This is a genomic window from Amycolatopsis stemonae, assembly GCF_054781455.1.
In genome coordinates, this window is record NZ_BAAGUJ010000004.1 from 118,211 (window position 1) to 131,346 (window position 13,136).

Annotated in this window: 12 protein-coding genes; 8 read left to right on the top strand and 4 right to left on the bottom strand. The window is 72.1% G+C overall.

The window, feature by feature from the left end:
- Nucleotides 1–43: 43 nt before the first annotated feature.
- From ACYVLJ_RS16410 to ACYVLJ_RS16440, 7 genes are all read left to right on the top strand, one after another.
- Nucleotides 44–892, top strand: a complete 849-nt coding sequence (locus ACYVLJ_RS16410; protein WP_451980056.1) for a shikimate dehydrogenase — start codon at nucleotides 44–46, stop codon at nucleotides 890–892.
- Nucleotides 882–2,684 carry a sugar phosphate isomerase/epimerase and 4-hydroxyphenylpyruvate domain-containing protein gene (locus ACYVLJ_RS16415; protein ID WP_460439227.1) on the top strand — a complete coding sequence of 601 codons (1,803 nt, stop codon included), beginning with the start codon at nucleotides 882–884 and terminating at the stop codon, nucleotides 2,682–2,684. The genes ACYVLJ_RS16410 and ACYVLJ_RS16415 overlap by 11 nt, the downstream gene beginning before the upstream one ends.
- Nucleotides 2,685–2,996: 312 nt before the next feature.
- Entirely contained in the window at nucleotides 2,997–4,301 is a 1,305-nt protein-coding gene (locus ACYVLJ_RS16420; RefSeq protein WP_451980062.1) for a sugar ABC transporter substrate-binding protein, read from the top strand.
- A complete protein-coding gene (locus tag ACYVLJ_RS16425; protein WP_451980065.1) occupies nucleotides 4,298–5,284 on the top strand; it encodes a carbohydrate ABC transporter permease in 987 nt (328 codons plus the stop codon). The genes ACYVLJ_RS16420 and ACYVLJ_RS16425 overlap by 4 nt, the downstream gene beginning before the upstream one ends.
- Nucleotides 5,281–6,111 (top strand): carbohydrate ABC transporter permease, encoded by an 831-nt coding sequence (locus ACYVLJ_RS16430; protein ID WP_460439228.1) that lies wholly within the window; start codon nucleotides 5,281–5,283, stop codon nucleotides 6,109–6,111. Before ACYVLJ_RS16425 ends, ACYVLJ_RS16430 begins: the two co-directional genes overlap by 4 nt.
- A 3-nt stretch (nucleotides 6,112–6,114) precedes the next feature.
- The gene (locus tag ACYVLJ_RS16435; protein WP_460439229.1) at nucleotides 6,115–7,554 is read left to right on the top strand and encodes a glycoside hydrolase family 3 protein; all 1,440 of its coding nucleotides are present in this window, start codon (nucleotides 6,115–6,117) and stop codon (nucleotides 7,552–7,554) included.
- A 147-nt stretch (nucleotides 7,555–7,701) separates the two neighbouring features.
- Nucleotides 7,702–8,460: a hypothetical protein gene (locus ACYVLJ_RS16440; protein ID WP_460439230.1), complete on the top strand. Its 759-nt coding sequence runs from the start codon at nucleotides 7,702–7,704 to the stop codon at nucleotides 8,458–8,460.
- On the opposite strand, the gene ACYVLJ_RS16445 is transcribed toward ACYVLJ_RS16440, so the two are convergent.
- Nucleotides 8,450–9,976, bottom strand: coding sequence for an FAD-dependent oxidoreductase (locus ACYVLJ_RS16445; RefSeq protein ID WP_460439231.1), 1,527 nt, complete (start codon nucleotides 9,974–9,976; stop codon nucleotides 8,450–8,452). The two genes, ACYVLJ_RS16440 and ACYVLJ_RS16445, sit on opposite strands and share 11 nt — an antisense overlap.
- 88 nt (nucleotides 9,977–10,064) lie before the next feature.
- Between ACYVLJ_RS16445 and ACYVLJ_RS16450 the strand changes: the two genes are divergently transcribed.
- Nucleotides 10,065–10,670 (top strand): TetR/AcrR family transcriptional regulator, encoded by a 606-nt coding sequence (locus ACYVLJ_RS16450; protein WP_460439232.1) that lies wholly within the window; start codon nucleotides 10,065–10,067, stop codon nucleotides 10,668–10,670.
- On the opposite strand, the gene ACYVLJ_RS16455 is transcribed toward ACYVLJ_RS16450, so the two are convergent.
- The 3 genes from ACYVLJ_RS16455 to ACYVLJ_RS16465 all read right to left on the bottom strand — a co-directional run bounded on the left by ACYVLJ_RS16455 (nucleotide 10,667) and on the right by ACYVLJ_RS16465 (nucleotide 13,132).
- Nucleotides 10,667–11,224, bottom strand: coding sequence for a hypothetical protein (locus tag ACYVLJ_RS16455; protein ID WP_460439233.1), 558 nt, complete (start codon nucleotides 11,222–11,224; stop codon nucleotides 10,667–10,669). The two genes, ACYVLJ_RS16450 and ACYVLJ_RS16455, sit on opposite strands and share 4 nt — an antisense overlap.
- On the bottom strand, nucleotides 11,221–12,483 hold the full coding sequence (locus tag ACYVLJ_RS16460; protein ID WP_451980360.1) for a hypothetical protein: 1,263 nt from the start codon (nucleotides 12,481–12,483) through the stop codon (nucleotides 11,221–11,223). Before ACYVLJ_RS16460 ends, ACYVLJ_RS16455 begins: the two co-directional genes overlap by 4 nt.
- A gap of 112 nt (nucleotides 12,484–12,595) precedes the next feature.
- On the bottom strand, nucleotides 12,596–13,132 hold the full coding sequence (locus ACYVLJ_RS16465) for an ArsR/SmtB family transcription factor (RefSeq protein ID WP_451980363.1): 537 nt from the start codon (nucleotides 13,130–13,132) through the stop codon (nucleotides 12,596–12,598).
- Nucleotides 13,133–13,136: the final 4 nt, after the last annotated feature.

Here is a 13,136-nt window from a genome sequence, read left to right on the forward strand (position 1 = left end):
AATGTGAACGTACTAGTTCGTACATTAATCCGGAGGACGCGGCGTGACCAGCTACCTGATCGGACTCGTCGGCTCGGGCATCGGGCCGTCCGCCAGCCCGGCGTTGCACGAGCGGGAGGCCGACGAGCTCGGCCTCCGCTACGTCTACCGCCTGCTGGACCTCGACGTGCTGGGCCGCCCGGTCGCCGACGTCGTCGCGGCGGCCCGTCTCGCCGGGTTCGACGGCCTCAACGTCACGCACCCGGCCAAGCAGGCCGTCCTCCCGCACCTGGACGAGCTCTCGCCCGAGGCCGCCGCGCTCGGCGCGGTCAACACCGTCGTCTTCGAGCAGGGCCGCGCGATCGGCCACAACACCGACGCGACCGGCTTCGCGCGCAGCCTCACCCGCGGCCTGCCCGACGTCCGGATGGACGACGTCGTCCTGCTCGGCGCCGGGGGAGCGGGCGCCGCGGTCGCGCACGCGCTCCTGTCGCTCGGCGCCGGGCGGCTGACGGTCCACGACGTCGACGGGACGCGCAGCGCGAACCTCGTCCAGGCCCTGCAACGCCGCTTCGGCGCCGCCCGGGCCGAGGCCGGCGGCCTGGACGCGGTCGAGAAAGCCGACGGCCTGGTGCACGCGACCCCGACCGGCATGGCCGCCCACCCCGGCTCGCCGCTCCCGGCGGAGCTGGTGCGTCCCGAGCTCTGGGTGGCCGACATCGTCTACCGGCCCCTGGAAACCGCGCTGCTCGCCGCCGCCCGCGCCCGCGGCTGCCGGGTCCTGCACGGCGGCGGCATGGTCGTGCTGCAGGCCGCGGAGTCGTTCCGGCTGTTCACCGGCGTCGAGCCGGACCCGGCCCGGATGCTGCGCCACTTCGACGCGCTCGAAGGCGAGGCCGCCCGTGCTGCCTGAGCCGCGCACCGCGATCGCCACCGTCTGCCTGTCCGGCACCCTCGAAGACAAGCTCGCCGCGGCGGCCGCGGCCGGGTTCGACGGCGTCGAGCTGTTCGAAAACGACCTGCTCGTGTCGCCGTCGCGCCCGGCCGAGATCCGCCGCCGCTGCGCCGACCTCGGCCTGTCGATCGACCTCTACCAGCCATTCCGCGACTTCGAGGCCGTTCCGCCGTCCGTGCACGCGGCCAATATGCGCCGCGCGGCCCGCAAGTTCGACGTCATGGCCGAGCTCGGCACGGACACGGTCCTGGTCTGCTCGTCGGTGTCGCCGGACGCGATCGACGACGACGAACTGGCGGCCGGGCAGCTGCACGCGCTCGCCGAGCTGGCGCAGAAGCGCGGCCTGCGGGTCGCCTACGAAGCCCTGGCCTGGGGCCGGCACGTCCACGGGTACGAGCACGCGTGGCAGATCGTGCAAAAGGCCGCCCACCCCGCGCTCGGCGTCTGCCTCGACAGCTTCCACATCCTGTCGAAGGGCCACGACCCGGCGCCGATCCGCGCGATCCCGGGCGACAAGATCTTCTTCCTGCAGCTCGCCGACGCGCCCGAGCTGCCGATGGACGTCCTGCCGTGGAGCCGGCACCACCGGCTCTTCCCCGGCCAGGGCGACTTCGACCTGACGGCCTTCACCGGGCACGTGCTCGCCGCCGGTTACCGCGGCCCGCTGTCGCTCGAGGTCTTCAACGACGTGTTCCGCCAGGCCGACCCGCGCCCGGCCGCGGTCGACGCGATGCGGTCGCTGCTGGCGTTGAAGGAGTCCTTGGGCGTCCTCGACGTGCCGGCCGCGCCGAGGCTGACCGGGCACGCGTTCGCCGAGGTCGTCACCGATCCCGGTGCGGGCCGGGTGCTGGCTTCGCTGGGGTTCGCGCGCACCGGCGTGCACCGCACCAAGCCGGTCGAGCTGTGGGAGCAGGGCGACGCCCGGGTGGTGGTCAACGAAGGCGGCGCGGCGCATGGCGCCGTCGGCGCGGTCGCCCTGGCCAGTGCCGATCCGGCCCGTTCGGCCCGCCGGGCGGAGGCGTTGCTCGCGCCGGTGCTGCCGCGGACGCGCGGTCCGCGGGAGGCGGACCTGGCGTCGGTCGCGGCCCCGGACGGCACCGAGGTCTTCCTGTGCGGCGGCGACGACTGGCGCGGCGACTTCGTGCCGGCCGGCGAGACGGCGGAAGGCTTCGGCGTCCTCGGGATCGATCACGTCGCGCTCACGCAGCCGTTCGACCACTTCGAGGAGGCGGCCCTGTTCTACCGGTCGGTGTTCGGGCTGACGCCGTCGCCGGTCACCGAGTTCGCGGCGCCGTTCGGGCTGGTCCGCAGCCGCGCGATGGAGGCGGGGGAGGTGCGGCTGACGCTGGACAGCGCGCTGGTCCGGCGCGGTGGCTGGGCGCCGGCGGTGCCCGAACCGCAGCACGTGGCGTTCGCCTGCGCGGACGCCTTGGCGGCGGCCGCGGCGATGCGGGCGGCGGGGGCGCCGCTGCTGGACATCCCGGCCAACTACTACGACGACCTCGAGGCCCGGCTCGAGCTGCCGCCGGACCGGCTCGCCGGGCTGCGAGCGCATTCGGTGCTCTACGACCGCGACGAGGACGGCGAGTTCCTGCACTTCTACACCGCGCTGGCCGGGGCCCGGGTGTTCTTCGAAGTGGTCCAGCGCATCGGTGGGTACCGCGGGTTCGGGGTGGTCAACGCGCCCGTGCGGATGGCCGCGCACCGCGCCCGGCGACACGCGGCCCTACCAGCGACAACGCCGGCCTGATCGACTTCGCCGCCCCGGGATTTCTTTCCCGGGGCGGTTTTCGTCGTGCCCGCCGCGTGCCGGTGCACGGCTTTCGGCTTCGCAGCGGTGAAAAACGGCCCGGACACCTTCCTATTCGGACGACTTCTGGCACGCAGGTGTCGTCCTCCGGTAACCGCCCGGCTACTCCGTGTACAACTCCCGGGCGGGTTTACAACGTTCCGGCAACCGCCTTGACAGGGCCTGTGGTACGTACCACTCTAGCTCCAACATTGGTCTACACCATTTGGGGCGCTCGGCCGCGGTGGCCGGGCAGGGAAAGGACGGCATCGAGTGAAACGCTGGCTCAAGCTGGCGGCGGGCGCCGCCGCACTCACGCTCGCGACCGCAGGCTGCGCGGGCTCCAGCGGAACCGACACGGCCGCTTCGTCGAGCGGTGCTCCCGCGCAGATCACGGGCGACGTCACGGTCTGGCTGATGACGGGGTCCGCGCCGGCTTCGCTGACCGACGCGCTGAACAAGGAGTTCGAGGCCGCGCACCCCGGGGTCAAGGTCAAGTACGAAGTCCAGCAGTGGGACGGCATCCAGCAGAAGCTGACCACCGCGCTCGCCAGTGGCGCGCCGCCGGACGTGATCGAGATCGGCAACACCCAGACCGCCGCGTTCGCTTCGCAGGACGGCGTCCTGACCGACCTGACCGCCGACAAGGACAGCTTCAACGGCGCGCAGTGGCTGAAGGGTCTCGCGGACTCCGGCACCTACGACGGCAAGGTCTACGGCGTCCCGTTCTACGCGGCCAACCGCGAGGTCATCTACCGCAAGGACATGTTCGAGCAGGCCGGCATCGCCAAGCCGCCGACCTCGAACGACGAGTGGATCGACGCGATCACCAAGCTGAAGACCAAGTTCGGCTCCGACCCGGACTTCCAGGCGCTCTACATGCCCGGCCAGAACTGGTACGCCCTGCTGTCCTTCATCTGGGACAACGGCGGTGACATCGCCCAGCCCGACGGCAAGAACTTCAAGGCGACGCTGGACAGCGCCGGCGCGAAGGCGGGCCTGGACTTCTACAAGAAGCTCGTCGACACCTCCGGCACCAAGGCGCCGAAGGACGCCGACGAGGCCAAGCCGCAGCAGGCGACCATCTACGGCGGCGGCAAGGTGGCCATGATGATCGGCCTCCCGTGGGAGCTGGCCACCGCGGCCAAGACCGACGCGAGCCTGACCGGCAAGACCGGCGCCTTCGCCATCCCGAGCAAGACCGCCGGCCAGAGCGCCCCGGTCTTCCTGGGCGGCTCCAACCTGGCGATCCCGGCCAACAGCAAGAACGTGGCCGCCGCCAAGGAGTACATCAAGCTGCTCTCCAGCCCGAAGTACCAGAGCCAGCTCGCCGCGGCGGGTGTCGTGCCCGGCACGTCGACCGACCTCTCCGGCCTGGACAAGGACCCGCTGGGCAGCGTGATGGCCAAGGCCTCCACCAACGGCAAGGCCGTGCCGGCCAGCCCGAAGTGGGGTGACGTGGAGTCCGGCCAGAACCCGGTCAAGGACATGCTGACCGCGTACCTGACCGGCAAGAAGACGCTCGACCAGGCGACCGCCGACGCCAACGCAGCGCTGAACAAGCTCATCGGCGGATGACAGCGACCGCGAACGTGACGATGCCGGCGGGGGCCACCCCGCCGGCATCGCCGCGCGACGCCCGGGCCAAGAAGCGCAGGCGGGGCCGGTTCGGCGACCGGGTGCTCCCCTACCTGCTGCTGCTCCCGGCCGTCGCCGCGATCCTCGTGCTGCTCGCCTGGCCGCTGGTCCAGGTCATCGCGATCAGCTTCCGCAAGCTCGACGTCGGGCAGCTCATCTCCGGCAAGACCGTCTGGGTCGGGTTCGACAACTACACCAACAACCTCGCGGACCCCGAGTTCTGGACGATCACCGTCCGGACGCTGGTCTTCACCGCCTCGATCGTGGCCGCGACCATCGTCGGCGGCCTGCTGCTGGCGGTGCTGATGCGCCACCTCGGCCCGGTCGTCCGGGTGTTCGTCCAGGTGACGCTGGTGCTCGCCTGGGCGACGCCGGTGATCGCCACGACCACGGTGTTCCAGTGGATCTTCGACGAGCAGTACGGCATCCTCAACAAGACCCTCGACCGGCTCGGGTTCCACGGCTTCATCGGCTTCTCGTGGTTCTCCAGCGGGGCCAGCACGCTCACCGTGATCGGGCTGCTCATCGTGTGGCAGGCCGTGCCGTTCGTGACGTTCGCGCTCTACGCGGGCCTCCTCGGCGTTCCGCAGGAGCAGTACGAGGCCGCCGGCATGGACGGCGCCGGGCCGTGGCAGACGTTCCGCGCGGTCACCTGGCCGTCGATCGCGCCGATCACCACGATGGTGACCTTCCTGTCGGTGCTGTGGGACTTCAACGCCTTCGCCCAGATCTGGGCGATCCGCGAGGGCGGCCCGGACGGCGAGAGCACGACGCTGGCCGTCGTGCTCTACCTCAAGGGCATCGCGGGCAACCACTTCGGCGCGGCGGGCGCGATCGCGACGCTGATGCTGATCCTGCTCGCGCTCATCACGGGGCGGTACATCCAGCTGCTCATCCGGACCCCGGAAGGTGATCTCAAGTGAGGAAGTCGCTCCCGCAGCGGATCGCGCTTTCGGTCGTCGGCGTGGTCGTGGCGCTGCTGATCCTCTTCCCGACGTACTGGATGTTCGTCACCTCGCTGCGGACGCCCGGCGAGATCCTCTCGCCCAAGTACGACCTGATCCCCACGTCGTTCTCGTTCAGCAACTTCGCCACGGCGCTCGGGCGGGACAACTTCCCGACGTACCTGCTCAACAGCCTGATCGTCACGGTCGGCGCGGTGCTCTGCGCGCTGGTCGCCGGGACGCTGGCGGCGATCCCGCTGTCGAGGCTGCGCTTCACCGGGCGCCGGGGGTTCCTCCTGCTGGTCATGGTGTCGCAGCTGGCCCCGACGTCGGCCCTGTTCCTCCCGCTGTTCCTGCTGATGCGGGACGCCGGGCTGCTCGACACGCTGCCGTCGCTGCTGCTGATCTACTTCGCGACGACGCTGCCGTTCACGGTCTGGATGCTCTACGGGTTCGTCAACGGGATCCCGTACGAGCTGGAGGAGGCCGCGATGATCGACGGCTGCAGCCAGACCGGCGCCTTCCGCCGGGTGACGCTGCCGCTGCTCGCGCCCGGGCTGGTCACGACGTCGGTGTTCAGCTTCATCACGGCGTGGAACGAGTACCTGTTCGCGCTGGTGTTCATCAAGAGCAAGGACCGGGAGACGCTGCCGGTGTGGCTGGCGACGTTCCGCACGGCGTTCGCGACCGACTGGGGCGGCGTGATGGCGTCGTCGGTCATCTACGCCCTCCCGGCGCTGGTGTTCTTCCTGATCGTGCAGCGCAAGCTCGTGTCCGGCGTCGCCGCCGGCGCGGTGAAGGGATAGCCGTTGAGCTCACCGGAGAAGCTCGCCGAAGCCGTTCTCCTGCCCGGGTTCGCCGGGACCACCGCGCCGGACTGGCTGCGCGGACGCCTCGCCGACGGCCTGGGCGGGGTGGTGCTGTTCGGCCGCAACGTCGTCGACGACGAGCAGGTCGCCGCGCTCACCGCGCAGCTGCGGGGCGAGCGGGACGGCGTCGTGGTGGGGATCGACGAGGAGGGCGGCGACGTCACCCGGCTCGACGTCAACACCGGGTCGTTCGTGCCGGGGCCCCTGGCCCTGGGCGCGGCCGACGACCCGGAGCTGACCACGGCGGTCGCCGCCGCGCTCGGCGAACGGCTGGCGGCCTGCGGCGTCACGCTCGACCTGGCGCCGTGCGCGGACCTGACCCTGGCGGCCGAGGACCCGATCATCGGCGTCCGGGCGTTCGGGTCCGACCCGGCGAAGGCGTCGCCGCACGTCGCGGCGTACGTCACGGGTTTGCAGAAGTACGGCGTCGCGGCATGCGCGAAGCACTTCCCGGGCCACGGCGCGGCGACCGAGGACTCGCACGTGGCGCTGCCGGTGCTGCCCCGGACGCCCGAGGAGCTACGGGAGATCGAGCTGGTCCCGTTCGCCGCGGCGATCCGGGCCGGGGTGCGCTCGGTGATGTCGGGCCACCTGGTCGTGAAGGCGTGGGGCGAGGAACCCGCGACGCTCAACCGCGTCGCGCTCACCGACGTCCTGCGCGGCGAGCTGGGCTTCACCGGCGCGGTGATCACCGACGCGCTCGAGATGGGCGCGGTGTCCGGCGCGTACGGCAAGCACGACGGCCTCGGCCGCTCGGCCGTGCGCGCGCTGGCCGCCGGTGCCGACGCGCTGTGCCTCGGTGGCGCGGCGTTCGAGGCCGAACACCTCGACGCGTGCGTGTCGGCGATCGTGGCCGCCGTCGCGGCGGGGGAGCTGCCCCTGGAGCGGCTGGCGGAGGCGGCGGCGCGCACGGCGGCGCTGGGCACCGACCCGGCACCGGCTTCGGTGGGCCCGGTGGACCGCCGCCTCGGTCTGGAGGCGGCTCGCAAGGCCCTCCGGATCCAGGGTGACGTGCGGCTGGCCGTGCCGGCGCTGGTGGTCGACGTCCAGACCGAGCCGACCATCGCGGCCGGCCCGATGCCGTGGGGCCTCGGCGCGCACCTGGCCGAGCTGGTGCCGGGCACGCGCACGCTCACGGCGACGCCGGAGGACGCCGACGCGATCCTCGAAGCGGCCCAAGGGGTGCGCAGCGTCGTCGTGGTCACCCGCGAGGCGCACCGGCACCCGCGGGTGCGTGCCCTGCTCGACCGGATGTCCACAGTGGACTACATTCGCGTCGAAACCGGGGCGCCGGGCCCGGTGGACGGCGGCGGCCCCCGGATCGACACGTTCAGCGGCTCCTACGTGAGCCTGCGCGCGGCGGCCGAGTACCTGGCCTGAAGGACCGACGACGAAGCCCCGCCGGACGCGTTCCGGCGGGGCTTCGTCCGGTTTGCCGCATCTTCAGAAGGCGGCCGGGCTTTTGTACGGGCCTTGTACCGGCGCTCGCCATGCTGTCCCCACAACGAATCCTGGAGGGACGGACCAATGAGAATTCGGATCGGGAAGCGGACGGCCGCGGTGCTCGGCGCGGCGGCGGCGATCGCGCTGGCCGGCGCCACCCCGGCCCTGGCGGCCTCGGGCACGGTGCACACCGACTCGGGAGCCGCGCTGACCGTGCGGGCCACCCCGAGCACCAGCGGGAGCGCGGTCGGGTCCATCGCCGACGGCACCGCGGTCACCATTTCCTGCCAGACCAACGGGTCGACCGTCGACGGCAAGTACGGCACCTCGGACATCTGGGACAAGGTGGGCACCGGCTACATCAGCGACGCCTACGTCTACACCGGCTCCGACGGCCGCGTCGCGCCGGACTGCGACGGCTCGACCCAGACCTGCAGCACCGCCGGCACCGGCGACCCCAAGACGTGCGCGCAGGCCGTGGCCTACGCGAAGACCCGGATCCACACCAACGACCTCGACTCCTACGAGGGCTGGTGCGACCGGATCAACGCGCAGAACTACGGCTGGAGCGCCTCGGGCTCGGAGACGGCCTACATCCACTGGACCCAGATCCCGGCTTCGTTCAAGCACCCGGGTGACACCGAAGTGCCGGCCGGCGGCCTCGCGTTCTTCAAGAGCAGCGGCGCCGGGCACACGATGATCTCGATCGGCGGCGGGAAGTTCCTGTCGAACGACATCAACGGCTACGGCAGCTACACCGAGACGACGATCGCGCAGATCAAGAGCAAGTGGGGCCAGACCTACCTCGGCTGGTCGCAGCCGTGGTTCAAGGTCAACCACTGACGCGCTGACCGGACTGCCCCTGCCCACCTCCCCCGGGCAGGGGCAGTCCGCTGTCCAGGTACTCCGACACCGCCGCGACGTCGCCCGCGTCGGAGATCAGCGCGACGTAGCCGTCGGGACGGATCAGCACGAGGGTCCGGCCGGTCGCGCCGTACGCCTCGGCGAGGTGGCCTCCGGTGTCGGCGACGTCGCCGGGGCGCGCTGGCCGGCCGACGACGTGGAGCGTCCTGATGCCGGGCACGACCGCCGTGGCGCCGAAGTCCAGCAGGGTGAACCGGCCGCCCCGCGTCAGGTCGAAGAGCCGGCGTTCGCCGTCCACGGTGGCCAGTCCGGTCGCGTCCGGCGCGCGGTCTCCGGCGCGCAGGCCCGCCGTGTCGTCGCGGTCGTCACGGGCCAGGGCCGAGCCGCGGTAGGTGATCGCCAGCTGCGAAGTCGTCGCGTCGCGGCGGAGGGTGATGCTCTTCTGCTCGATCGCCTGCTTCAGGCGCGCGTCCGAGAGCGCGAGCACGCCGGCCGCGACCGGCCGCCGTTCGGCTTCGTAGGTGTCCAGCAGGGCCCGGGGCGCGCCGTTCGCGACGGCGGCGAGCTTCCAGCCGAGGTTGTGCGCGTCCTGGATGCCGGTGTTCATGCCCTGGCCGCCGGCGGGGGAGTGGATGTGCGCCGCGTCGCCGGCGACGAACACGCGGCCCTCGCGGTAGCGGTCGGCGAGCCGCACGTTGGCGCGCCACAACGACGACCATTCCGGTTCGTGGAGCCGGATGCCGGTGCGGCCCGTGCGGTGGTCGAGGGTCGCCTGCAGGTTCGCGAGGTCCAGCCCGGGGTCCTGGCCGGGGGCGACGGAAGCCTGGTACTGGAAGAGGTCGGTCGAGGGCAGCGGGCAGAGGCTGACCATGCCGTCGGGGTGGCGCCACAGGTGCCAGGCGTCGCGGTCGAGCCCGTCGGCCCGGACGTCGGCGACGAGCATCCGCACCTCGTCGCGGGTCTCGCCCTCGAACGCGATGCCGGCCTGCTTGCGGACGACGCTGTGGCCGCCGTCGCAGCCGACCAGCCGGCTCGCGGAGACGGTCTCGGCCACGCCGTCCTTGACGACCACCGCCGAGACGCCGTCCTCCGACTGCTCGAATCCTTCGAGCGCCGTGCCGAACTCGACCGCGCCGCCGAGCTCGGCCAGCCGCAGCCGCAGGGCTTCCTCGACCCGCCATTCGGGGGTGATCAGGCCGGCCGGGTACGGGATGTCCGGACGGCTCTCCGGCGATTCGCTGCTGAGCGACACCTGCCCGTCGGGCCCGGTCGTGCGGATCGGCATCGCGGGCCGGCCGTGGGCGAGCACGCGGCCGACGACGCCGAGGTCGTCGAACACCTCGAGGGTGCGGGGCTGGACCCCCTTGCCGCGTGAGCCCGGCCGCGGGCCGGGCGCGGCCTCGACCAGGCGGAACGGAACCCCGTGGCGGGCCAGTTCGCAGGCCAGCGTCAGCCCGGTCGGGGCCGCGCCGGCGATCAGCACCGTCGTCTCCATGTCTCGCCCCTCAGTCCAAGATAGGAATGCCTCTCTAACGAGCGTAGCCGCGATTGCCGAGAAAGGAAACCCTATCTATCGTGGGGCGGTGGTTACCGAGGACTCCGCACCCGCCCGCCGCCGGCACGGCAAGCAGCTCGAGGCCGAGCTGCTGGCGGCCGCCTGGGACGAGCTGGTCGAAGCCGGCTACGCCCGGCTGACGATGGCGACGATCGCCGCCCGCGCCCGCACCAGCGAGGCCGTGCTCTACCGCCGGTGGGCCAACAAGGACCAGCTCGTGCTCGCCGCGCTCGAGCACCACCGCGCCGTCAACCCGATCGCGCTGCCGGACACCGGCGAGCTGCGCGGAGACCTGCTCGCGTACCTGGCGACCGTGAGCGAAGTCCGTGCCGCCTTCTTCGCCATCGCCGCGGCGACGGTGTTTTCGGGCCTGCTGGCCGACAGCGGGATGACACCCGCGCAGGCCCGTGCCGAGGTCATGGGCGGCGCGCCGCTGCCGGGGGAGCGCGTCCTCTACCGGCGGGCGCACGAGCGCGGCGAGATCGACCTGGCGCGCATCCCCGAGTCGGTGCTCGACCTGCCGTTCGACCTGGTGCGGCACGACCTGCTCATGGACCTCGAACCGCCGAAGCCCGCCCGCATCAAGGCGATCGTCGACGAGCTCTTCCTGCCCTTGGTGCGTTCGCGCGGCTAGGCCACTACGCCGACGTAGTCGCCCTCCGAGGTCGGGCACACGCAGGACTGCCCGACCGGCAGGGACTCGCCCATCGGGCAGGTGACGCGCTGGGTGACGCACACGGTGCCGATCCGCTGGGGCGGCGGGGACGAACTCCCGCCGTCGACGACGAGCACGACGACCACCGCGAGCACGGCGGCGACCAGGAACGCGGCGAGGCAGCCGAGCGGCTTGGCGAGGCCGGCCGTCTTCGGCGGCGGGACAGCCGCGGGCGGCGGGCCCCACGCAGCCCGGGGCGGTGGCGGCCCGGGCGGCGGGTACGGCTGGGCCGTCGACGGCCCCGGCAGTGGCGGCCCAGGCGGTGGCGGCCCGGGCGGTGGCGGCCCGGGCGGTGGCGGCCCGGGCGGTGGTCCGGTCGTCGGCCCTGGCGGCGGGGTGGCGGACGTCCACTTCTCCGCGTACCGCCGGTTCAGCTCGGCTTCCACCGCCTGCCGCCGGCCGGGCGGGAGGTCGCCGCCGCGCAGCAGGGCTTCCAGCTCCGGCAACGGCAGCGCGGCGTAGTCCTCCGTCACGGCTGGTTCGCCTCCATGCCCAGCAGGCGGTGCACGCGGGTCGGCGACAGCGGCGCGAGCCGGAAGCCCTGCAGCGTGTCGACCGTGCTGCGCAGCGACGCGGAGTTCTGCTTCAGCACCCGCAGCATGGCCACCAGCTGCAGCGTCATGATCTGGATGCGGGCGTTGTCGCGGAAGATTTCGAGCGCGGGCAGGATCGCGCGCGTTCCTTCGGCCTTTTCCCGCATTTCCCGCACTTCGCCGAGGTACTTGTCCCATTCACGGTCGATTTCGCGGAAAGCGGCTTCGCGGTTGCGGATGTCCTCCAGCACCTGTTCGCGCATCGCGGGCGGGACGTTTTCCCCGCGCAACCGTTCTTCGAGCGCGCGCTGTTCCTCGCGGGTCTGGTCGACCCGGTCCTTCGCCTCGCGGTGCAGCTGGTCGAGATCGCCGCTGATGGCGAAGTTCGCGACGTACCCGATCACGAAGTCGGTCAGCTCGTAGATGATGATCGCGTTGCCGAACATCATGTCCGACAGCCGCTGCGCCGACGACTCGCGTTCGATCCGGCCGAGGATGCTCTGGTTGAGCGCGCTGAGGAACTCCACGGTCAGCCGCAGGGACTCGTACGAGACGTGCATCCGCTTCTCGGTCTGCACGAGCCGGTAGGCCCACTCGCGCTCGGCATAGCCCGCCGGAAGCACCCGGACGGCGGCCTCGACGTCCTGGTAGTGCTGGTTTTCGATGTGCTCGGCGACCTGCTCGATGACGGTCCGGATCCGGGCGTGCAGCCCCGCGACGTCGGCGCGCACCTGCTGGTCGATCGCGGGGTTGCGGCCGATGTTGGCGCTGAGCAGGTCGGTCACCTCGACGCTGTGCCGCGCGCGGACCGCGAGCACCTGCGTGATGTGCCCGTCGAGCATCTGCCGGATCGCGCCCAGCGCGCTCGAGCGCTGCACCCGCTCGACCGGGTCTTCCGGCAGCAGCGCCTGGTCGGGTGCCTCGACGAGCACGCGCAGCCGTTCGGCGAGGGCGAGCAGCTGGGGATCGCGGTCCGCGCCCGCGTTCCGCAGTTCCCGCGCCACCGCGGCCCGGCACTGCGGCGACTCCGGGTGCTGTTCGAGCAGTTCGACGCTGCGCGCGACCGGCCCGCCGTACCTGCGGGCGATCGACTGCCGCAGCGCGCGGGCGCCGTCGGTCACGGCTTCGCGCGCCGAATCCTTGACGCCTTCGAGCAGGCCTTGCACCAGCACGCCCACGATCAGGCTGATCGGGTCCATCCAGGGCCACCTCCGAGCGGGACTGTCCTGCCCGGTCAATCGGCGGAAAGGCGGTTCGCGTAACGATTGCGGCGCAGTTAACCCGAACCGGGAAATGGCGTGGTCCGGAGATTCATCGACGTTTCGGGCCGCTCAGGTGGTGCACCACGAAAATGCCGCCGAGGGCGGGCCGGTCGAGCCGTTCGTGATCGGTGGCCACGTACTCGTCCAGCACGGCCAGAATCCGCCGGTCCAGTTCCTCGACCTCGTCGGGGGACAGGTGCAGCAGGAACTTCTCGTGCACCGCGACCGACTCGGGGCCGGCGTCACGCAGTTCCTCCTGGAAGATCTCGATCGGTGCGAACCGCGTCTCCGGGTCGGCGCCGGCCAGGGGGCCGTCCAGCCACCACGTCTCGGAGTTCGAGCGGTACGGCTTCTCCAGCGCGCCGCTCGCGCCCGTGCGGACCGGGGCCTGCTCCAGCAGCCCCGCCGCCACCAGCTGGCGCACGTGGTGCAGCACGGTCCCGGGGTCGCGGTCGAGGCGGTCGGCCAGCTGCTTGTTGGTCAGCTCCTCGACCAGGCACAGCCGCATGATGCGCAGCCGCAGCGGGTGGCCGAGGGCCTTCGCCTCCTCGGGCGTCGCCGGGCGCCGCCTGCGGGGTTCGGTCATGAGC